This is a genomic window from Actinomycetes bacterium, assembly GCA_036510875.1.
Taxonomy (GTDB): domain Bacteria; phylum Actinomycetota; class Actinomycetes; order Prado026; family Prado026; genus DATCDE01.
On sequence record DATCDE010000225.1, the window covers coordinates 1 to 20,540 of the forward strand.

The window sequence follows — 20,540 nt, forward strand, 5'->3', positions numbered from 1 at the left end:
TCAAGGGCGATGTGTCCGGTGCCGTCGAGGCGCTCGAGGACGCGCTGCTCGCGATCGATGTGGGCGACAGCGTCGACCTGCGCGTCATCCACCGTGGTGTGGGTGCCGTCACGCAGAACGACGTCAACCTGGCCACGGTCGACAACGCCATCATCATCGGCTTCAACGTGCGTCCCGCAGAGCGCGTCCAGGAGCTCGCTGACCGCGAGGGCGTCGACATGCGCTTCTACTCGGTCATCTACCGCGCACTCGAGGACGTCGAGGCTGCACTCAAGGGCATGCTCAAGCCCGAGTACGAGGAGGTCTCGCTCGGTACCGCCGAGATCCGCGAGGTCTACCGCTCGAGCAAGTTCGGCAACATCGCCGGCTGTCTCGTGCGCTCGGGCCTCATCCGCCGCAACAGCAAGGCGCGCCTCATCCGTGACGGCGTCGTCGTGGCGGACAACCTCACCATCGAGTCGCTCAAGCGGTTCAAGGACGACGCGACGGAGGTCCGCGAGGGCTTCGAGTGCGGTATCGGTCTCGGGTCGTTCAACGACATCAAGACCGACGACGTGATCGAGACCTTCGAGATGCGGGAGAAGCCCCGGGCGTAGCCCGGCATCGTCACGGACGTCGCGAGAGGGCAGGGTCCAGTGTTCGTCGGCACGCTGAGCCTGGACCTGCTCCTCGGCGACGTCCACTCGCTGAAGGAGAAGCGGGGCGTGGTGCGGCCGGTCGTGGCCGAGCTCCGCCGCCGCTTCGGCGTCACCGCAGCCGAGGTGGGTCACCTGGACCTGCACCGGCGTGCGGTCGTGGGGGTGGCCGTGGTGGCCGCGGACGCCGCCCACTGCCAGGAGGTGCTGGACGCATGCGAGCGGCTGGTCGCCGCGCGCCCGGAGCTGGAACTGCTGTCCGCTCGTCGGCGGCTGCGGAACGAGGAGGACGAGTGAGCAACGACGCGCGGGCCCGCAAGCTGGCCGACCGCATCCGGGTGATCGTGGCCGAGATGCTGGAGTCGCGGATCAAGGACCCGCGGCTGGGGTTCATCACGATCACCGACGCCCGGGTGACCGGAGACCTGCAGGACGCCACGGTCTTCTACACCGTGTACGGCGGCGACGTGGAGCGGGCCGACACCGCGGCCGCACTCGAGAGCGCCAAGGGCGTCCTGCGCACCGAGGTAGGGCGGCAGACCGGGGTCCGGTTCACGCCCACCCTGGCCTTCATCGCGGACGCCATCCCGGAGAACGCCCGGCACATCGAGGACCTGCTGCGGGTGGCCGCCGAGTCCGACGCGGCCGTGCACGCGACCGCGGCCGGTGCCCAGTACGCCGGTGAGGCGGACCCGTACCGCGAGCCGCGGGAGTTCGAGGAGGAGTCCGAGGCCGACGTCCAGGAGCTCGAGGAGACCGAGCGCCAGCCGTGAGCGCGGAGTCCGGGCTGGTCATCGTGGACAAGCCGGCCGGCTGGACCTCCCACGACGTGGTCGCCCGGGTCCGGCGGCTGGCCGGTACCCGCCGGGTCGGCCACGCCGGGACACTCGACCCGATGGCTACCGGGGTCCTGGTGCTCGGCGTGGAGCGGGCCACCCGGCTGCTGGGGCACCTGGCGCTGACCACGAAGGCCTACACCGCCACCGTGCGGCTCGGTCAGGCCACCGTCACCGACGACGCTGAGGGCGAGGTCGTCTCGTCGGCGTCCGCTGACGGGGTGACGCGGGAGGCGCTGGCCGCGGCGGTCGCCGACCTCACCGGCCTGACCGCGCAGGTGCCCTCATCGGTGTCGGCGATCAAGGTGGACGGCAAGCGCTCCTACGCGCGGGTCCGCTCGGGGGACCAGGTCGAGCTGGCCGCGCGGCCCGTGACCGTGTCCGTGTTCGACGTCCTGGCCACCCGGCGGACCGAGCCGGGGCTGTTGGACCTCGACGTGCAGGCGGAGTGCTCCAGCGGCACCTACGTCCGCGCGCTGGCCCGCGACCTCGGCGCGGCGCTGGGCGTGGGCGGGCACCTCACCGCGCTGCGGCGCACCCGGGTCGGCCCGTTCACCCTGGACGCCGCCCGGACGCTGGAGCAGCTGGAGTCGGTGTTCGAGGTCGTGCCGCTGGCGACCGCGGTGGCCACGGCGTTCCCGGTCCGTGCGGTGGACGCCGAGACCGCGCGGGTGGTGGCCCACGGTGGACGGCTGCCGCTGGGCGAGGAGGCCGGCCCGACCGGCGTGTTCGGGCCCGCGGGCGAGGTGCTCGCACTCATGGAGCCCCGCGAGGGTGCGCTACGACCCCTCGTCGTCTTCGCCTGAACGCGGGGGACCCTCACGATCCGGTGACGGAGGTGGGCAGGACCCCTCAGCGGCTGCGACCATCGTCGCGTGATCGAGGACGACGAGGACGAGCTGCCGGAGCCGGCCTGGCCGTTCCCTGGTGACGGCCGACCGATGCAGTACGGCGTCGAGGGGACGATCGAGCGGATCGGTGCCTTCGCCTCCGGGGCCGGCCGGGCTCGGGGGGCGCGCGGGGTGCTCGCGCGTGTCGGGGTGGTACTGGTGCTGGCCGGACTGGCCGCCGGGATCCTGCTCAGTCTCGAGCAGGCCCTCACCCTGCTGCACTGATCGCTCGGTGATCGGGCAGGATGGGGCGCCGTGACCCCGACGTCCCCGCAGCTGTGGTTCGGTGCCGATGACGTCCCGCCGGAGCTCGGCCGGGCCGTCGTCACGATCGGGGTGTTCGACGGCGTGCATCGTGGGCACCGGGTGATCCTGGGCCGGGCCGCCGCGCTGGCCACCCGGCTGGGCCTGCCGATGGTGGCGGTGACGTTCGACCCGCACCCGTCCGAGGTCGTCCGCCCGGGATCGCACCCGGCCACGCTCAGCACGGTGTCGTTTCGCGCCCAGCTGCTCACCGGGGCCGGGGCCGACGCGGTCTGTGTCCTGCCGTTCACCACCGAGTTCTCCCGGCTGACCCCCGAGGAATTCGTCCACGCCGTGCTCGTCCAGCGGCTGCACGCGGCAGCCGTGGTCGTGGGGGCCAACTTCCGCTTCGGCCACCGGGCCACCGGGACCGTGGAGACCCTGCGTGAGCTCGGCCAGGCCAACGGCTTCGAGGTGGAGCTGGTCGACCTGGTGGGCGGTGACGGGGTCACCTGGTCGTCGACCTATGTCCGTCAGTGCGTGGACGAGGGGGACGTCGAGGAGGCTGCGGTGGCGCTGGAGCGTCCACACCGGGTCGAGGGGGAGGTGGTCCACGGCGACCACCGCGGTCGGCGGCTCGGCTACCCGACCGCGAACCTGCTCACCACACCACACGCGGCCATCCCGGCCGACGGCGTCTATGCGGGCTGGCTGGTCCGGCACGCCGCCGACGGCACTCTGGAACGACTGGCAGCCGCCGTCTCAGTGGGGTCCAACCCGACCTTTGACGCCGTCGACCGCAGGGTTGAGGCCTACGTCCTGGACCGCGACGACCTTGACCTCTACGGCGAGCGCGTCGCCGTGGAGTTCGGTGTGCGGCTGCGCGGGATGAGCCGTTTCGACTCGGTGCCCGAGCTGCTCGAGCAGATGGCCGACGACGTGGCGCGCACCCGGGTGATCACCCAGGCCTGAACGTTGGCTCAGGGTCCGCGGGGGTCGCTGGGGGTGGTGTGGCCGTCGGGGTGGGTGAACCAGAGGAAGCGGCAGCCGCCGTCGGGCAGAGCGAGGGCGCGGTGTTGGGCGGGGCTGTAGAGGCGGCGGGTGCGGCCGAGGTCGAGGATCTCGCTGTCGGCTCCGAGGAGGACGCGGGCGAGGGTGGCGTTGCAGGTGAGGCGATGGAGGGCTTGCCGGGTCAATGGGTGTGGGCCGGTGGGGCAGTCCGGCAGCGTGGCCAGGGTGGCGGGTTCGGTGTCGGGTCCACCGGGCAAGGCGGTGACGGGGATGAGGACGTGCAGGTGGGGGAGTGCGGGGGTGTCTGAGGTGCTGGCGGTCAGGGCGGTGCGGATGAGGTCGACGAGGCCGTCGGCGCGGCGTTGGGCGGCTGTGCGGGTGTCGTGGGGTCCGGTGGGGGTCAGGTGGGCGGCCAGGGCGGTGGTCAGCCAGGTCGCGGCTTCGGCGTCCAACAGGCCGTCGACGGCGGTCATGCCGTCGAGCAGCGGGGACTGGGTGAGCCGGCGGCGGGTGTAGTCGGTCTGGGCGGCGGTCAGCGCGCCGTCGGGGTCGACGACATGGCGTAGATGGCGTGCGGCGACCCGCACGGCCTGGGTGTCGGTCCGCTGGGCGAGGTCGGCGAGCAGGGCCACCGCCTGGGGTTGGGCCGGCTCGGGCAGGGTGCGTACGGCGTGGTGGATGGCGCGGAGCTGGTCGTAGACCAGGGTGCCGGCGGCGAGTGCGGCGGCTGGTTCGGCGAGCAGGTCGCCCGTGAGGGCGATGCTCACGCGTTCGGTGGCGTCGCCGGGGGCGAGCCGGGCGACGCCGCGAAGCCAGGACGCGGTGGACAGTGCGTGCAGGGTCGCCGCGTCGCCGGCCGTGTCGAAAGCGGCCAGCGCGGTGGTCAGGGCGGCGTCGGTGGCGTCGCGCAGGGCGAGCAGCCCGACCAGCCAGCCGCCCCGCCGGTGCGGCCCGGCGGCGGTGAACGTCCCGGTGTCGCCGGCCAGGGCGCGGACGCGGTGCGCGCGGGACCAGCAGGGACAGCCATGGGCGGGGGCTCTGTCCAGACGCAGGGACGACCGCAACGGTCACGGACCCCGGCTGCGCATCCTCCCTACAGCCCGGGCCACCCGCAGGCCCGCTTCCACACTCGTGGTTGCTCAGCAGCCGGTCGAACACCTGTACGAAAGACTACCTCACCCCACCGACAAGCACACCGCGTCGTCCCCGGGCTCAGTGCAGCTGGCGTACCCAGTCGCTGCTTTCCTGGCCGAGCGTGCGGACCCTTTCCCACCGCGCCCCGGCGAGCACGAGCAGCGCGCCGGCAACGGCGAACGAGATCCACTGCGGAAGGAAGCGCCCGAGGTCGATCAGCTGCACGCCGGCCACCACGAGCAGGGCCATCGCCGCGGGCACGATCAGCCCGGCCAGCCGGCGCCACGCCCCGACCGCGACGAGCCCCGCCCCGACGACGAGCAGCGCCGCCACGCGCACCTGGTATGCGGTGCCCACCGGGTCGCCGGAGACCCACCGGTTCGTCGCGTTCTGGACGATCGCGATCGTCGTGGGCGCGAGAGCGAGGGCCAGCGCGGGCCCGACCACCACGAGCGACGACGTATGCTCAGGCCGGCGCAGCCACCAGAACAGCACCCCTGCGGCGGCCGCCACCGCGCCCAGGGCCAGGCCGTGGGCCTCCGGCGACCAGGTGGCGCTGAGGTCGGCGAGCTGGCTAAGCGGCACCAGGGCCCCGATGAGCAGCCCACCCGACAGCCACACGCTCCAGGCGGGCAGCCGCCGCCGCAGGGCCTCCACCCAGCCGGTCACGGCCAGCAGCGACACAGCCACGACAATCGCCCAGCGCACCTCGTTCGACGTACTGCTGCCTTCACCGGGGCTGGTGGCGATCAGCCAGCCGACCAGTCCGGCCGCAGCGCCTACCAGGGCAGGGACGCCCCGCCAGCTCTCGGGCCGGCTGTCGGGCTCCTCGCCCGGGCGGTCGAGCTCGGCGAGGACGACGAGGACGGCGGACAGCGCCACCCCCGCCAGCAGCCCACGCCAGGCCGCCCAGTCGGTGCTCCACGGTGCCACCGCGAAGCCAACCGCCGTCCCGAGAGCCGCCGCGGCGACCATGCTCAGCGTCCATCGCACGCCCACGGGCAGGTGAACGCGAGCCCACCAGACGAAGCCGGACACGGCGACGAGCACCAGGGCGGACCAGGGCCGGCTGCTGGCGTTGACAGCTCCGGCGACGAAGGCCACGCCCGCGGCCACGACCACCGACCCGGCGGCTGCCAGCGCCGGCTCGCGCCGGTGCCCGGGCAGCATCCGGACCAGCAGCGCCGAGAACGCCGCCAGCGCCAGCAGGACGACGGAGCACAGGGATGGCCGGACCGCGTCGTCCACCGACACCGCGGTGGCCGTGAAGGCTCCGAGCACGACCGAGCCGACAAACAGCGAGAGCGCAGCCAGCACCGGCCAGCTGAGCACGGCCCACCGATGGGTCAGCAGCAGCAGCGCCACGCCGCTGACCAGCAGCACCAGCGCGGGCCACCAGGCCCACTCGTCGCCGAGCGACACGGCGTCGTCCACCGGTGCGAGAGCGAGCAGCCCGATCGTCAGGACGGCCCCGACGAGAGCCGCCACCTCGCCAGCCCCCCGCATCCGAGCGCGCATCCAGACACCGACCACCGCCAGCACCACGGCCGCCGCGACACTGGCCGCCAAGGCTGCGGCGGCCCCCAGGGAGTCCGCGCCCAGCACCCGGGTCGCGATCGCGCTCACGGCGACCAGCAGCGCCCCAACGACGCCCAGCGTCGTCCCCGTCCCCGGCAGCCGGGTGTGCAGGCCGAGGCCGGCCAGCAGCGCGAGCGCGCCCAGCAGGTAGAGCGTGGTCAGCTGACCCAGTGGCCCGAGCAGCGCCCACGCGAACCCGACGAAGGCGATCCCGGCCAGCACGAGCAGGCCCCCGCCACCGACCAGCAGCAGGGTCCCGGTGCTCGGCCGCGGCCTCGCCGCTGGGACCGGAGCGCCGGCCGCTGGGGCCGGAGGCATCTCGACCAGCCCCGGTGTCAACGCAGGCATGGCCGCGCCGGACGCGGACCAGCCCTCCGGCGGCAGGTCACCGGCGACCAGCCGGTCGTGCAGCCAGCCGGCCCTGGCGTGCGCCCAGTCCGCCCAGGACGTGAGACTGTCCAGCTCGGAGAGCGCCGCCACCGGCATGCTGAGTCCGCAGGACCGGCAGGTGACCAGGCCGCCCCGCGGCGTTTCGGTCAACCGAGCACCGCAGCGCACGCACGCCAGCACCGAGGCGGTGCGACCAGAACGGATGTCGGTCATCCGATCATCGTGGCAGGTCGGAGGTCCCTTGATTAGGGCCGAACGGCGCCCGCTGATAGCCTTGTCGAGCCGTTCGAACGGCCGCGGAACGAGAGTGCCCGGGTGAACCCGCCCCGGTGCGCCGCGCAGCGACCCCGAAGGAGTACGAGTGCCACTCGACAGTGCCACCAAGAAGCAGATCATGTCCGAGTACGCGACGGTTGACGGCGACACCGGCTCCCCCGAGGTCCAGGTCGCGATGCTCACCCGGCGGATCTCGGACCTCACCGAGCACCTGAAGATGCACAAACACGACCACCACAGCCGGCGTGGGCTGCTGCTGCTGGTCGGGCAGCGCCGCCGGCTGCTCAAGTACCTCCAGGCCAAGGACATCGAGCGCTACCGCGCCCTCATCGAGAGGCTCGGTCTGCGCCGCTAGACGACGAGGGGAGCGGGACCCACTGGGTTCCGCTCCCCTCGGTCGGCGGGCACGGCTCATCCCGTTCGACCCCGCCCCCGCCGGGGGCGGGCTGCAACCCAGAGGGGCCCCGCTCGTCGGAGCCGGACCGGACGTCGGTCCTCGGTAGTGGCCCCCGGGAGCGCGGCGCCCCGCCGGGGCCCGCCACCACCCGGGCGTCTCGATCGAAGACCGGCAGCTGTCGACCGGACCACTCGGTGCGCGGGTCTCCTCGGATTCAAAGAGGAGGGCACCCCGTGGAGGGTCCCGAGATCCACTCCGCCGAGGCGGTCATCGACAACGGGCGCTTCGGCACCCGCACCATCCGCTTCGAGACCGGCCGGCTGGCTCGCCAGGCTGCGGGTTCGGCCGTCGCGTACCTGGACGACCAGACCATGCTGCTGTCGGCGACCACCGTGTCCAAGCGGCCCAAGGAGCAACTCGACTTCTTCCCCCTCACGATCGACGTCGAGGAGCGGATGTACGCAGCGGGTCGCATCCCCGGCTCGTTCTTCCGTCGTGAAGGCCGCCCGTCCGAGGACGCGATCCTCACCTGCCGGCTGACCGACCGGCCGCTGCGCCCGTCGTTCGCCAAGGGGCTGCGCAACGAGGTGCAGGTCGTCATCACGGTCATGGCCCTTGACCCGGGCGACCTGTACGACGTCGTCGCGATCAACGCGGCGTCGATGTCCACCCAGATCGCCGGCGTGCCGTTCAGCGGCCCGATCGGCGCCACCCGGGTCGCCCTGATCGAGGGCCAGTGGGTGGCGTTCCCGACGCACGAGCAGCTCGAGAGCGCGGTCTTCGACATGGTTGTGGCGGGCCGGATCGTCGGCGACGACGTCGCGATCATGATGGTCGAGGCCGAGGCCACGACGTCCACGATGGACCTCGTCGCGCAGGGCGCCACGGCGCCCACCGAGGAGATCGTCGCGCAGGGCCTGGAGGCCTCCAAGGCGTTCATCCGGGTGCTGTGCGACGCGCAGTCCGCGGTCGCGGCGCAGGCGGCCAAGCCGACCGGCGAGTTCCCCCGCTACCTCGACTACGGGGACGACGTCCTGGCAGCGGTCGAGGCCGAGGTGGGCGAGCCGCTCGCCCAGGCCCTGACCATCGCGGCCAAGCAGGAGCGCGAGAGCGAGCTGGACCGGCTCAAGGACCTCGCGAACGAGCTCGTGGCGCCGCGGTTCGAGGGTCGCGAGAAGGAGATCAGCGGCGCGTTCCGTGCGCTGACCAAGAAGAAGGTCCGGCAGCGGGTGCTGCGGGACAAGGTCCGCATCGACGGCCGTGGCCTCACCGACATCCGGCCGCTGTCGGCCGAGGTCGAGGTCGTGCCGCGGGTGCACGGCTCGGCGCTGTTCGAGCGCGGCGAGACCCAGATCCTGGGCGTCACCACGCTGAACATGCTGCGCATGGAGCAGATGCTCGACACGCTCTCCCCGGAGACCCGCAAGCGGTACATGCACAACTACAACTTCCCGCCCTACTCGACCGGTGAGACCGGCCGGGTGGGCTCGCCGAAGCGTCGCGAGATCGGCCACGGCGCGCTGGCCGAGCGGGCGCTGCTGCCGGTGCTGCCCAAGCGCGAGGACTTCCCCTACGCGATCCGGCAGGTGTCCGAGGCGCTGGGCTCCAACGGCTCGACGTCCATGGGTTCGGTGTGCGCGTCCACGATGTCGCTGATGAACGCCGGCGTGCCGCTGAAGGCGCCGGTGGCGGGCATCGCGATGGGCCTGATCTCCGACGAGGTGGACGGCCAGACCGAGTACGTCACGCTCACCGACATCCTCGGGGCCGAGGACGCCTTCGGCGACATGGACTTCAAGGTCGCCGGCACCAAGGACTTCGTCACCGCGCTGCAGCTGGACACCAAGCTCGACGGCATCCCGGCCTCGGTGCTGGCCTCGGCGCTCACCCAGGCCAAGGGCGCCCGGCTGACGATCCTCGAGGTCATGGCCGAGGCCATCGACGTCCCGGACGAGATGTCCCCGTACGCGCCGAGGATCATCAGTATCAAGATCCCGGTCGACCAGATCGGCGCGGTCATCGGGCCCAAGGGCAAGATGATCAACCAGATCCAGGACGACACCGGTGCCGAGATCAGCATCGAGGACGACGGGACGATCTACATCGGCGCCACCGACGGCCCCAAGGCCGAGGCGGCCCGAGCCATGATCAACGCGATCGCCAACCCGACGATGCCGGAGGTCGGCGAGCGCTACCTCGGCACCGTGGTCAAGACCACCACGTTCGGCGCCTTCGTCGCGCTCACCCCCGGTCGGGACGGCCTGCTGCACATCTCGCAGCTGCGCAAGATCGCCGGTGGCAAGCGGGTCGAGAACGTCGAGGACGTCGTCAAGGTCGGCGACAAGGTCCAGGTGGAGATCGCCGAGGTCGACTCCCGCGGCAAGCTGTCCCTCATCCCCGTCCTCCCGGACGGGGAGGGCGACGCGGGCAGCGACGCCGCTCCGGCGAACGCCGACGCCACCAGTTGACCGCGCACGCTGCGGCGCACCGGGCTTCCACCCGCACGCTGCTCAAGGACTCCCACGGGGGGCTGGTGCGCCGCACCGTGCTCCCCGGGGGGCTGCGGATCGTCACCGAGTCGGTGCCGACCGTTCGGTCGGTCACCTTCGGGGTCTGGGTCGGGGTGGGCTCGCGCGACGAGTCCCCCCGCCAGGCCGGGTGTTCGCACTACCTCGAGCACGTGCTGTTCAAGGGCACGGAGCGCCGCAGCGCGCTGGAGATCTCCTCGACGGTGGACGCCCTCGGCGGTGAGCTGAACGCGTTCACCACCAAGGAGTACACCTGCTACTACGCGCGGGTGCTCGACTCCGACCTGCCCGCCGCGGTCGACGTCGTGCTCGACGTCGTCACCTCGGCGCTGCTGCTGCCGAACGACGTCGACAACGAGCGGGGCGTGATCCTCGAAGAGATCGCCATGCACGACGACGACCCGACCGACTCGGTGCACGACGAGTTCGCGCAGGCGGTGTTCGGCCCGAGCCCGCTGGGTCGGCCCATCCTCGGCACCGTCGACTCGATCGAGGGGCTGTCCCGCGGCACCATCAACGGCTACTTCCGGCGCAACTACCGGCCGGACCGGATGGTCGTTTCCGCGGCGGGCAACCTCGACCACACCACCGTCGTCCGCATGGTCCGGCAGGCCTTCGAGCGGGCCGGCGGCCTGGGCGACCCCGCCACCGAGCCGGCCCCGCCGCGCGTGGGCGGGCACCCGCGGCACCGCCGTCCCGACGTCCACCTGGTCACCCGGCCCACCGAGCAGGCCAACCTGGTGCTGGGCATGCCGGGGATCTCGCGGGTCGACGACCGGCGGTTCGCCCTGGGCGTGCTCAACAGCGCCCTCGGCGGTGGGATGTCCAGCCGGCTGTTCCAGGAGGTCCGGGAGAAGCGCGGCCTGGTCTACTCCGTTTACTCGTACAACGCCCAGTACGCCGACGCCGGGCTGTTCGGCATCTACGCCGGCTGCCTGCCGGAGCGGGTCGACCAGGTCCTCGACCTGTGCCGCACCGAGCTGGCCAAGGTGGTCCAGGGTGGCATCACCACCGAGGAGCTGGCCCGCGGCAAGGGCCAGCTGCGCGGGTCGCTCGTGCTCGGGCTGGAGGACACCAGCTCGCGGATGACCCGGATCGGCAAGTCCGAGCTGCTCTACGGCGAGCTGCTCAGCGTCGAGGAGCTGCTGCGGCGGATCGACGCGGTCACCGCCGACGACGTGCTTCGGGTCGCCGACCAGGTGCTCGGGTCCGCCCCCACCCTCGCGGTCGTGGGCCCCTTCGACGACCATCGGGCGTTCGCGGCGGCCACCTGATGACCACGCGGGTGGCGGTGCTCGGGGCGCTCGGCCGGATGGGCGCCGAGGTGGTCCGCGCGGTCGAGCAGGCCGCCGACCTCGAGCTGGCCGCCGCCCTGGACGCCGGGGACGACCTTGCGGCCCTGGACTCCTCCGGTGCCCAGGTGGCCGTGGACTTCACCCACCCGGACGCCGTCATGGACAACCTGGCCCGCTGCGTCGAGGCCGGCGTGCACGCCGTGGTGGGCACCACCGGGTTCGACGACACGCAGCTGGCCCAGGTGCGGTCGTGGCTGTCCGACCAGCCGTCCGTGGGCGTCGTGGTCGCCCCGAACTTCGCCCTCGGCGCGGTGCTCATGATGCGGTTCGCCCGGCAGGCGGCCCGCTTCTACGAGTCCGCCGAGGTCATCGAGCTGCACCACCCGGGCAAGGCGGACGCGCCGTCCGGGACCGCCCGGCTGACCGCCGCCCAGATCGCTGCGACGCGGGCCGCAGCCGGCCTCGGCCCGATGCCGGACGCGACGTCCAGCGGGCTCCCGGGTGCGCGCGGCGCCGACGTGGACGGCGTGGCCGTGCACGCGGTGCGGCTGCGCGGGCTGGTGGCCCACCAGGAGGTCCTGTTCGGCGGGCCGGGGGAGACCCTGACCATCCGGCACGACTCGCTGGACCGCGCGTCCTTCATGCCCGGCGTCCTGCTGGCCGTGCGCCAGGTACCCGGCCGGCCGGGCCTGACCGTGGGCCTCGAGCCCCTGCTCGGCCTCGACTGACGGACCTCGACCCGTGCTGCTCGACCTGTGACCGCTCGCCGGGTAGTCGTCGCGCTGGTGGCGGCGCTCGCGGTGTACTTCGTGCTGCTGGGCGAGCGGGCCTGGTGGCTGCTGTCCTCGGGGCGTCTGGTGCTCGTGGGCCTCGGCGTCGGCGTGCTGATCCTGCCGTTCCTCGGCGGCTACCTGGTGCTCCGCGAGCTGCAGTTCGGGCTCGCCACCCAGCGGTTGGCCCGCGAGCTCGAGGCCGAGGGCGGGCTGCCGGTCGACGACTTGCCGCGGCGCCCTTCCGGCCGCCCAGACCGGGCCGCCGCGGACGCCAGGTTCGCCCAGCGGCAGGCCGAGGTCGAGGCCTCCCCCGACGACTGGGGGGCCTGGTTCCGGCTCGGGATCGCCTACGGGGACGCCGGGGACACCCGCCGCGGCCGCGCCGCGATGCGCCACGCCGTCCGGCTGCACGATGCGCACGGTCGAGCGAACGGGTCCAGCTAGCGACGGCGAGCGACCGCGCTCGGGCTGGTCTGAGCTAGCCGCGGGTGGAGCCGCGCCACCAACGCTCAACCGCGGTCGTGGCGATGTCGAAGGCCTCCGCGCGGCACAGGAAGTCCAGCCCGTGCTCGACCAGCGGCAGGGTCACGTCCGACCCGTCGCTAAGGACCAGCAGCAGGGCGCGCCGGCCGGTCGTGCCGGATGCCGCCAGCCGGACGTCGGCCACCTGCCGCCAGGCCCAGGTCCGCGTCCGCAGCACGGTCACTGCCCGGACGCCGGCGTCGTTGACCCACACCCCGGCCATGCCGAACCGGGCCGTGAGCGTGCCGACCACGATCACGACGGCCAGCCCGAGCACGCCCGAGACGAGCAGGTCGACCACGTTCGATGACGTGTAGACCAGCAGCAGCGCCGCGAACGCGGTGAACGACGTGACCGCGGCGCCCGCGATCGCGATGAGCCAGCGCAGCGGTCCCGGCCCGTAAGGCCGCACGAACCGGAGCTGCACGTAGGCCTCGTCCACCGGGCCCTTGGGCCGGTCCGGCCAGAACTTCCACCCCTGCACCGGGCTCACCCGACCGCTCGAAGGAGCGCGGCGACGGCAGCGGCGCCGACGACCACGACGAGGAACGGCGCGCGCAGCAGCAGCGCCACGAACGCGAAGGCCAGTCCGGCCGCCCTGGCGTCGAGCACCAGTGACTGCCCGCTCGCGAAGGTCTGCACCGCGGCCAGCGCGGCGAGCAGCGCGACCGGGATGAGCGCGGCCACGGCCCGGACCCGGGGGGAGTCGAGGTACCGCTCGGGCACCGACAGCCCGGCCAGCTTGGCCAGGTAGCAGCCGGCCGACGTCACGAGCACCGCAGCCCAGATCACGTGGCCCCGCTCCCCTGCGCGGGCTGCGCCACGGCCGGGATCCGCAGCCCGACGGCGACGGCGACCACCCCGGCGGCCAGGATCGGCAGGCCGGGGGAGACCAGCGGGGTCAGCGCGAGTGCCACGCTCGCCCCGAGCAGGGCCACGACCCAGGCCCCCCGGTCGCGCAGCCGGGGCCACAGCAGGGCCAGGAAGGCCGCGCCCACGGCGGCGTCCAGGCCCAGCGCCTTGGGGTCGCCGAGCGCAGTGGCCCCAACCGCGCCGAGCAGCGTCGCGACGTTCCAGAACACGAAGACGGCCAGCCCGGTGGCCCAGAAGGCCAGCCGGGCCGACTGGTCGTCGTCCTGGCCCACGGCCATCGCGGTCGACTCGTCGATCGTCAGGTGCGCGGCGACCGCCCGCCGTGCCCCGCTCACCTGCAGGGTGGGGGCCAGCCGCAGGCCGTACAGGGTGTTGCGAGAGCCGAGCAAGAGCGCGGTCGCCACGCCCGAGGCCGCCGAGCCACCGGAGCCGAGGACGCCGACCAGGGCGAACTGTGACCCGCCCGTGAAGGTCAGCACCGACAGCGCACAGGTCTGCAGGACGCTCAGCCCCGAGGCCGTGGCCAGCGCGCCGTAGGAGAGCCCGTAAGCGCCCACCGCCAGCCCGATGCCGGTCGCGTCGCGCAGCACCTTGCGGCGCTGGACCGGCCAGGACGCCGTCGTCATCGGCGCCGCCCCCCGGGCTCCTCGCCCGGGCCGACGTGCCCGGCCAGCCACTGAAGGAGCGGGGTGGACGCACGCCAGGCGTCGCGGACCGCGTCGACCACCTCCGGGGTGTGGACCCAGGGCTCCGGTTCGAAGGCCCGCCACGCGGTGACCGAGCGATGGCGCAGCAGCTCCAGCCGGGGGTGGTCGGGGTCGGTGCCACGGGGCCTGGTCTTGAGCTGGTCACCCCCGAGCTGCAGCCCGTGCCTCGACAGCCGTCTTACGAGGCGCTCCAGCTCGGCGCCGTCCGGCCCGTCGACCGCGTCGCGGTAGCGCGCGACCTGCCGGCCCTGCGCGGCGTACCAGCCGCCGGCCACCAGAATCCCGGCCGCGCTGACCTGCACGTAGTAGCCGATGGCGTCGGCCAGCTCCACGAACCCGCCCTGGTGGTCCTTGTACGGCGTCTTGTCGCGGCTGAACCGCAGGTCGCGGAACGGGCGGTAGACGTGACCGGGGCCGAACTCCGGCTCCAGCTCGGCCAGCAGGGCCACCATCGGGGCCCGGACGGCGGCGTCGTAGGTGTCCTTGTGCGCCGTCCAGTAGGCCTTGGAGTTGTCCGCCTCCAGCCCCTCGTAAAAGGCGAACGCGTCGTCGGGGAAGCCGTCGAAGGTCATGGCGTGTCCTCGCGCAGGTCGGTGTGCAGCCGCAGCTGCTTGACGACGACCGTGCCGTCGCCGCGCAGGTCGAGGGACCGGTGGGCGCCGTCGGGGGCCCAGCCGGCCGACTCCAGGAAGCTCCGCACGGCGTCGGCGTCGGCGTCCACCCAGGCGACCGCGGCGGTGAAGCCGTCCCCGCGCAGATGGTCGGCGGCGGCCGCCAGCAGCCGGGAGCCGTGGCCCTGGTGGCGGCGCTCGGGGTCGACGACGAGGGCGGCGACCTCGGCGTCGATGGCCGGGTCCCGGTCCGGGTCGTCGGCCGGGGTGAGCGTGGCCAGGCCTACGACGTCGGGGCCGGCGCACGCCGCCAGCACGTGGTACCGCGCGGACGGCGGGTCGTCGGTCGCCTGCTGCCAGCGCTGCGCGAACTCGGACTCGGGCAAGGCCGCGAGGTCGTCGTCCGGCAGGGTGCCCCGGTAGTCCAGTCGCCAGGCGCTGGCCTGCACCCGCGCCAGCGCGACGGCGTCACTGCCCCGCGCCGCTCGTACGCTCACGTCCGCCACAGTCGGCCATTCTCCCTGACTCGGGGGTCGGGGCGGGTCGCTAGGCTGGCGCCGGTCCGCCGGCTCGCCGGTCGAGCGGACGCCGAACAGAGGGGATGCCGCGGTGCCAGACGAACCTGACGAGACCCTGGACGCCATCCAGTTCCGCAGCAACGTCACGGTCGAGCTGGTCAAGGCGGCCGCGTCCGACTCGGACGTCCTGTTTGCCGCGCGGGTGTCCACCAAGGGCGAGCAGTCCCTCGAGGACGTCGGCGCCGACGCCGAGCGCTCCAAGGGCTTGATCAACTACCTGATGAGGGACCGCCACGGCTGCTATGACGCCGAGACCGAGGTCCTCACCGGCGACGGGTGGAAGCGCTGGCCGGAGGTCACCGGAGAGGAGGCCTTCCTCACCCTGAGCCAGGACGGTCAGATCCAGTGGCAGTGGGCCGAGCGGCTGGTGGCCAAGACGATCGACGGCCCCATGGTCCGCATCTCGATGAACCGCGTCGACCTGCTGGTCACCCCCGACCATCGAATGCTGGCCCGACGTCAAGGCCAGCCGCACCGGGAGACCTGGGAGCTGCTGCCGGCCTACGAGCTGCTCGAGGCCAGCCACCGGATGCTCATGGGCGGCGGCCGGTACGACGGCGAGGAGTGGCGCGCCGGCTACCGCGAGGGCGTGCTCGCGCTGCTGGGCTTCTTCATCCGGGACGGCTTCAGCAACGGCGGGACCCCAACCTTCCAGCTGCGCAAGGCAGGCGAGATCAGCTTCCTTCGAGAGCAGGCTGCCCGTGCCGGCTTCGGGCTCACCGAGGACGGCGACCGTTTCTCCCTCCTCGCTGACGAGGACTTCCGGCTGTTGGCCAAGAAGTGCTACGCGGAGGACGGCTCGAAGGTCATCCCCGGCGAGGTGCTCGACCAGCCCGGCGAGGCCCTGACCGAGCTGCTGGACGGCTTGATGCACTCCGACGGCACGCTGTCCGCGGCGGGCAAGGAGTCCTACTGCACCACCAGCGAGCTGCTCGCGGGCCAGCTGCAGGAGCTCGCGGTCAAGATCGGCCGTGCGGCCACCGTGGACCCGCACCGGAGCCGGTCCGGTGACGGGCACCCTGGCGACGAGCCCGGGTACGAGGTGACGTTCCACCAGGAGCGCAACCTGAGGCCGCGGGTGGGCTGGACCCCCGAGGCTCGGTCCCGCCAAGTGACCGTCGAGCAGTACCGGGGGGTGGTCTACTGCGTCACCGTGCCGAATGGCACCCTCTACGTGCGCCGCAACGGCAAGCCGGTGTGGTGCGGGAACACGCCGTTCGAGCACAACTCGATGACGTTCTACGTGCAGGCACCGATCTTCGTCTTCCGCGAGTTCATGCGGCACCGGATCGCCTCCTACAACGAGGAGAGCGGCCGCTACCGCCAGCTGCGGCCGGTGTTCTACGTGCCGGCGCCCGAGCGCAAGCTGATCCAGCAGGGCAAGCCGGGCGCCTACGACTTTGTGGACGGGACGCCGGAGCAGCACGACGTCGTCGTCGAGGCGACCAAGCGCTCCTGCACCGAGGCCTACCGGTCCTACCTGGAGATGCTCGACTCCGGCGTGGCCCGCGAGGTCGCCCGCGGCGTGCTGCCGGTGGCGACCTACTCCTCGATGTACGTGACCATGAACGCCCGCTCGCTGATGAACTTCCTCAGCCTGCGCACCAAGCGGCCGGACTCCCACTTCCCGTCCTTCCCGCAGCGCGAGATCGAGATGGTGGCCGAGAAGATGGAGGACGAGTGGGCCGGGCTGATGCCGCTGACCCACGCGGCCTTCCAGGCCAACGGCCGGGTCAGCCCGTGAGTGCGTCGTCGGCCGGCGAACGCGTGCGGCGGTAACCTCGAGGTCATGCCTGAGACCGCGAGCCTGACGGCCCCGTTCGGGCGGGTGCTCACCGCCATGGTCACGCCGTTCCGCCCGGACGGCGAGCTGGACCTGGCGACCGCCGCCCAGCTGGCCACCGACCTGGTCGACCTCGGCAACGACGGTCTGGTGGTCAACGGCACTACCGGGGAGTCCCCGACCACCACGGACGCCGAGAAGAACGCCCTGCTGCGCGTCGTCCTCGAGGCGGTCGGCGACCGCGCCACCGTCGTCGCCGGGGTCGGCACGAACGACACTCGGCACACGGTCGAGCTGGCGCGCGACGCCGAGAAGGTCGGCGCGCACGCCCTGCTCGTGGTGACGCCGTACTACAACAAGCCGCCGCAGTCGGGGCTGCTCGCGCACTTCACGACGGTGGCCGACGCCACCGGCCTGCCGGTGATGCTCTACGACATCCCGGGGCGCTCCGGCGTCCCGATCGCCACCGACACGCTGCTCCGGCTGGCCGAGCACCCGCGGATCGTGGCCAACAAGGACGCCAAGGGCGACCTGTTCGCCGCGCAGCAGGTCATGGCGGCCAGCGACCTCGTGTACTACTCCGGCGACGACACGCTCAACCTGCCGCTGCTCGCCGTGGGGGCGGTCGGCGTCGTCAGTGTCACCGGCCACCTGGTGGCCGACCGGCTGGCCGCGATGGTCGCTGCGCACTTCGCCGGCGACGTCGAACGGGCCCGCGCGACCAACGCGGCGCTGGTCCCCGTCACCGTCGGCATCATGACCCGAACCCAAGGAGTGATCATGGTCAAAGCCGGGCTGGACCTGCTCGGCCGGGCCGGAGGAGGGCCGCCGCGGCTGCCGCTGCTGCCGGCCACCGACGAGGAGCGCGCCCAGCTGCGCGTCGACCTTCGGGCAGGAGGCTTCGACCTGTGACGCACCCCGAGCTGGGCCTGCCACCGGCGCTTCCGGACGGCGGCCTCCGGGTCGTCGCGCTGGGCGGCCTCGGCGAGGTCGGCCGCAACATGACCGTCTTCGAGTACGCCGGCCGGCTGCTCATCGTCGACTGCGGGGTGCTGTTCCCCGAGGAGCACCAGCCCGGCATCGACCTCGTGCTGCCGGACTTCGACTTCATCCGGGACCGGCTGGACGACGTCGAGGCCGTCGTCCTCACCCACGGCCACGAGGACCACATCGGCGCCGTCCCGTACCTGCTGCGGGAGAAGCCGGAGATCCCCCTCATCGGCTCCCGGCTGACCCTGGCGTTCATCGAGGCCAAGCTCCGCGAGCACCGGATCAAGCCCTACACCCACGAGGTGAAGGAGGGGCAGTCCGAGCAGATCGGCCCGTTCGGGCTGGAGTTCGTCGCGGTCAACCACTCGATCCCGGACGGCCTGGCCGTCGCGATCCGCACCCCCGCGGGGCTGGTGCTGCACACCGGCGACTTCAAGATGGACCAGCTGCCGCTGGACGGCCGGATCACCGACCTGCGCGCCTTCGCCCGGCTCGCGGAGGAGGGCGTCGACCTGTTCCTCGTCGACTCCACCAACGCCGAGGTGCCCGGCTTCGTGCGCACCGAGCGCGACATCCAGCCGGTCCTGGACGCCGTGTTCACCAATGCCGAGCGCCGGATCATCGTGGCCAGTTTCGCCTCGCACGTGCACCGAATCCAGCAGGTGCTGGACACCGCGGCGCTGCACCAGCGCAAGATCGGCTTCGTCGGCCGGTCGATGGTCCGCAACATGGACATCGCCCATGACCTGGGCTACCTGACCTACCCGCCGGAGACCGTGGTCTCGGTCGACGAGCTCAACGCGCTACCCGACGACGAGGTGGTGCTGGTCTCCACCGGCTCCCAGGGCGAGCCGATGGCGGCGCTGTCCCGGATGGCCAACAACGACCACGCCATCAAGATCAACGCCGGCGACACGGTGGTGCTGGCGTCGTCGCTGATCCCCGGCAACGAGAACGCCGTGTTCCGGGTGATCAACGGGCTGTCCCGCCTCGGTGCGCACGTCGTGCACAAGGGCAACGCGCTGGTCCATGTGAGCGGGCACTCGGCCGCCGGCGAGCTGCTCTACTGCTACAACCTGGTCCGGCCCAAGCACGTGCTGCCGGTGCACGGCGAGTGGCGGCACCTGCGAGCCAACGGGGAGCTGGCCGTGCGCACGGGGGTGCCACGCGAGCAGGTCCTGCTGGCCGACAACGGCGTGGTCATCGACCTGGTCGACGGCCGGGCCTCGATCACCGGCGCGGTGCCGTGCGGGTTCGTGTACGTCGACGGCACCTCGGTGGGCGACGTCACCGAGACCTCGCTGAAGGACCGGCGGATCCTCGGCTCGGAGGGCTTCATCTCGATCGTCGTGGTGGTCGACCTCACCGAGGGCAAGGTGGTGGGCGGCCCGGACCTGCACGCACGCGGCTTCGGCGAGGACGACTCGGTCTTCGACGAGGTGCTGCCGAAGGTGCGGACCACGGTCGAGGACCACCTGCGCGAGGGCGGCACGGACGTCTTCGAGCTCCAGAAGGCGATCCGCCGGGTGATCGGGAAGTGGGTCGCGGACACCCACCGCCGCCGTCCTATGATCATCCCCGTGGTCATCGAGGTCTGACGACTTGTCAGGGTGAGGACGGCGTATACCCCGTCCTCACCCTGACAAGTCGTGAAGCTGCGGGTCGAGGGCCTTGGCCAGCCCGCCCCGGGAACGGACCCCGAGCTTGCGGTACACCCGGCCCAGGTGGAACTCGACGGTCTTGACGCTGAGGAAGAGCGCGCTGGCGGTCTCGGCGTTCGACAGTCCGTCGCTCACCGCCAGGGCGACCCGCAGCTCCTGCGGGGTCAGCTCGGCCGGGCCTGCCGCTGTCCGCACCAAGCCCCGGCTCGCCGCCGGCAGCCAGCTCGCGGCCGGCCCGCTCCGCCCAGGGGCGGGCGCCCACCCGGTCGAACGCGGCGCGGGCGTCCTGCAACGGCTCCCGGGAGGCCCGCGCACGCCGGGTCCGGCGCAGGTGCTCCCCGAGGAGCAGCTGGGTGCGAGCCCGTTCGAACGGGTCGTCCCGCCGCCGCGTGCCAGGCCAGCGCAGCCTGGAAGTGGTCGTCGGCCCGGTCCGGGCGGGTGAGCGCCCGGCAGCGCTCCACCAGGGCGAGCCCGTGCGGGTCGACGATGCCGTCGAGTCGCTCGGCGACACGGTCGGCCGCCGCACCCGCGGCGGCCTGGTCCCCGACCGCGACGAGAGCCTCGACGAGGTCGACGCCCGCAGCTGTCACGGCGTCCCGGCGATCGCGGCCCACGAACGGCGCGTCGTGGACGCGCTGAAGGGGTGGGATCGCCTCATCGGGCCGGCCCAAGGTGAGCGCGAGAGCGCCCCTGGTCTGGTCGACCCAGTGACGGTTCCAGGCCAGGCTCACCTCGTGCTCGAAGTCCCGGTCGGCGGAGGCGATGAGTGACGCTGCGCACTCGGCCTGCCCCTGGTAGGCGATGAGGCTGGCCAGCCGGATCACTGTCA

General features: G+C 72.7%; 22 protein-coding genes and 2 pseudogenes. 16 read left to right on the top strand and 8 right to left on the bottom strand.

The genetic code is table 11. The features are described 5' to 3' along the window. From VIM19_13075 to VIM19_13100, 6 genes are all read left to right on the top strand, one after another. The coding region (locus VIM19_13075) for a translation initiation factor IF-2 (protein HEY5185808.1) at positions 1–596 on the top strand (596 nt) is incomplete at its 5' end. A gap of 39 nt (positions 597–635) precedes the next feature. Beyond that, a complete protein-coding gene (locus VIM19_13080) occupies positions 636–932 on the top strand; it encodes a DUF503 domain-containing protein (GenBank protein HEY5185809.1) in 297 nt (98 codons plus the stop codon). Next, the gene (rbfA, locus tag VIM19_13085; protein ID HEY5185810.1) at positions 929–1,408 is read left to right on the top strand and encodes a 30S ribosome-binding factor RbfA; all 480 of its coding nucleotides are present in this window, start codon (positions 929–931) and stop codon (positions 1,406–1,408) included. Before VIM19_13080 ends, rbfA begins: the two co-directional genes overlap by 4 nt. Then, positions 1,405–2,277 (top strand): tRNA pseudouridine(55) synthase TruB, encoded by an 873-nt coding sequence (gene truB / locus VIM19_13090; protein ID HEY5185811.1) that lies wholly within the window; start codon positions 1,405–1,407, stop codon positions 2,275–2,277. The genes rbfA and truB overlap by 4 nt, the downstream gene beginning before the upstream one ends. 69 nt (positions 2,278–2,346) lie before the next feature. Continuing rightward, complete coding sequence (locus VIM19_13095) at positions 2,347–2,586, top strand: hypothetical protein (protein ID HEY5185812.1); 240 nt, start codon at positions 2,347–2,349, stop codon at positions 2,584–2,586. Positions 2,587–2,616: 30 nt separating this feature from the next. Then, a complete protein-coding gene (locus tag VIM19_13100) occupies positions 2,617–3,576 on the top strand; it encodes a bifunctional riboflavin kinase/FAD synthetase (GenBank protein ID HEY5185813.1) in 960 nt (319 codons plus the stop codon). A gap of 8 nt (positions 3,577–3,584) precedes the next feature. Here the strand turns inward: VIM19_13100 and VIM19_13105 are convergent, their stop codons facing one another. Both VIM19_13105 and VIM19_13110 read right to left on the bottom strand, forming a co-directional pair. Beyond that, entirely contained in the window at positions 3,585–4,679 is a 1,095-nt protein-coding gene (locus VIM19_13105; GenBank protein HEY5185814.1) for a DUF222 domain-containing protein, read from the bottom strand. Between the two features lie 148 nt (positions 4,680–4,827). Further along, entirely contained in the window at positions 4,828–6,930 is a 2,103-nt protein-coding gene (locus VIM19_13110; GenBank protein ID HEY5185815.1) for a hypothetical protein, read from the bottom strand. 148 nt (positions 6,931–7,078) lie between these two features. Here VIM19_13110 and rpsO point away from each other — a divergent pair, with 148 nt between their 5' ends. The 5 genes from rpsO (at position 7,079) to VIM19_13135 (ending at position 12,430) form a co-directional block, all read left to right on the top strand. Then, complete coding sequence (gene rpsO, locus VIM19_13115; protein ID HEY5185816.1) at positions 7,079–7,348, top strand: 30S ribosomal protein S15; 270 nt, start codon at positions 7,079–7,081, stop codon at positions 7,346–7,348. Positions 7,349–7,623: 275 nt separating this feature from the next. Continuing rightward, the gene (locus tag VIM19_13120) at positions 7,624–9,858 is read left to right on the top strand and encodes a polyribonucleotide nucleotidyltransferase (protein ID HEY5185817.1); all 2,235 of its coding nucleotides are present in this window, start codon (positions 7,624–7,626) and stop codon (positions 9,856–9,858) included. After that, positions 9,855–11,192: a pitrilysin family protein gene (locus tag VIM19_13125; GenBank protein HEY5185818.1), complete on the top strand. Its 1,338-nt coding sequence runs from the start codon at positions 9,855–9,857 to the stop codon at positions 11,190–11,192. Before VIM19_13120 ends, VIM19_13125 begins: the two co-directional genes overlap by 4 nt. Beyond that, positions 11,192–11,941, top strand: coding sequence for a 4-hydroxy-tetrahydrodipicolinate reductase (gene dapB, locus VIM19_13130; protein HEY5185819.1), 750 nt, complete (start codon positions 11,192–11,194; stop codon positions 11,939–11,941). The genes VIM19_13125 and dapB overlap by 1 nt, the downstream gene beginning before the upstream one ends. Positions 11,942–11,968: 27 nt before the next feature. Further along, positions 11,969–12,430: a hypothetical protein gene (locus VIM19_13135; GenBank protein HEY5185820.1), complete on the top strand. Its 462-nt coding sequence runs from the start codon at positions 11,969–11,971 to the stop codon at positions 12,428–12,430. A gap of 34 nt (positions 12,431–12,464) precedes the next feature. Here the strand turns inward: VIM19_13135 and VIM19_13140 are convergent, their stop codons facing one another. From VIM19_13140 to VIM19_13160, 5 genes are read right to left on the bottom strand one after another with little or no spacing between them, the layout of a single operon-like run. Then, entirely contained in the window at positions 12,465–13,001 is a 537-nt protein-coding gene (locus VIM19_13140) for a PH domain-containing protein (GenBank protein HEY5185821.1), read from the bottom strand. Beyond that, positions 12,998–13,300: an AzlD domain-containing protein gene (locus VIM19_13145; GenBank protein HEY5185822.1), complete on the bottom strand. Its 303-nt coding sequence runs from the start codon at positions 13,298–13,300 to the stop codon at positions 12,998–13,000. Before VIM19_13145 ends, VIM19_13140 begins: the two co-directional genes overlap by 4 nt. Further along, positions 13,297–14,007 (bottom strand): AzlC family ABC transporter permease, encoded by a 711-nt coding sequence (locus tag VIM19_13150; GenBank protein HEY5185823.1) that lies wholly within the window; start codon positions 14,005–14,007, stop codon positions 13,297–13,299. The genes VIM19_13145 and VIM19_13150 overlap by 4 nt, the downstream gene beginning before the upstream one ends. Continuing rightward, entirely contained in the window at positions 14,004–14,660 is a 657-nt protein-coding gene (locus VIM19_13155) for a DUF2461 domain-containing protein (GenBank protein ID HEY5185824.1), read from the bottom strand. Before VIM19_13155 ends, VIM19_13150 begins: the two co-directional genes overlap by 4 nt. After that, positions 14,657–15,196 (bottom strand): GNAT family N-acetyltransferase, encoded by a 540-nt coding sequence (locus VIM19_13160; protein ID HEY5185825.1) that lies wholly within the window; start codon positions 15,194–15,196, stop codon positions 14,657–14,659. Before VIM19_13160 ends, VIM19_13155 begins: the two co-directional genes overlap by 4 nt. Positions 15,197–15,332: 136 nt before the next feature. Between VIM19_13160 and VIM19_13165 the strand changes: the two are divergent. The 4 genes and pseudogenes from VIM19_13165 to VIM19_13180 all read left to right on the top strand — a co-directional run bounded on the left by VIM19_13165 (position 15,333) and on the right by VIM19_13180 (position 19,648). Then, positions 15,333–15,515, top strand: a pseudogene (locus VIM19_13165) (thymidylate synthase (FAD)). Positions 15,516–16,487: 972 nt separating this feature from the next. Beyond that, positions 16,488–17,021 (top strand): annotated as a pseudogene (gene thyX, locus VIM19_13170) (FAD-dependent thymidylate synthase). A 45-nt stretch (positions 17,022–17,066) separates the two neighbouring features. After that, positions 17,067–17,972: a 4-hydroxy-tetrahydrodipicolinate synthase gene (gene dapA, locus VIM19_13175; protein ID HEY5185826.1), complete on the top strand. Its 906-nt coding sequence runs from the start codon at positions 17,067–17,069 to the stop codon at positions 17,970–17,972. Continuing rightward, the gene (locus tag VIM19_13180) at positions 17,969–19,648 is read left to right on the top strand and encodes a ribonuclease J (protein HEY5185827.1); all 1,680 of its coding nucleotides are present in this window, start codon (positions 17,969–17,971) and stop codon (positions 19,646–19,648) included. The genes dapA and VIM19_13180 overlap by 4 nt, the downstream gene beginning before the upstream one ends. A gap of 36 nt (positions 19,649–19,684) precedes the next feature. On the opposite strand, the gene VIM19_13185 is transcribed toward VIM19_13180, so the two are convergent. Next, positions 19,685–19,906 (bottom strand): helix-turn-helix transcriptional regulator, encoded by a 222-nt coding sequence (locus tag VIM19_13185; GenBank protein HEY5185828.1) that lies wholly within the window; start codon positions 19,904–19,906, stop codon positions 19,685–19,687. Between the two features lie 158 nt (positions 19,907–20,064). On the opposite strand from VIM19_13185, the gene VIM19_13190 reads away from it, so the two are divergent. Further along, positions 20,065–20,481, top strand: coding sequence for a hypothetical protein (locus VIM19_13190; protein HEY5185829.1), 417 nt, complete (start codon positions 20,065–20,067; stop codon positions 20,479–20,481). Positions 20,482–20,540: the final 59 nt, after the last annotated feature.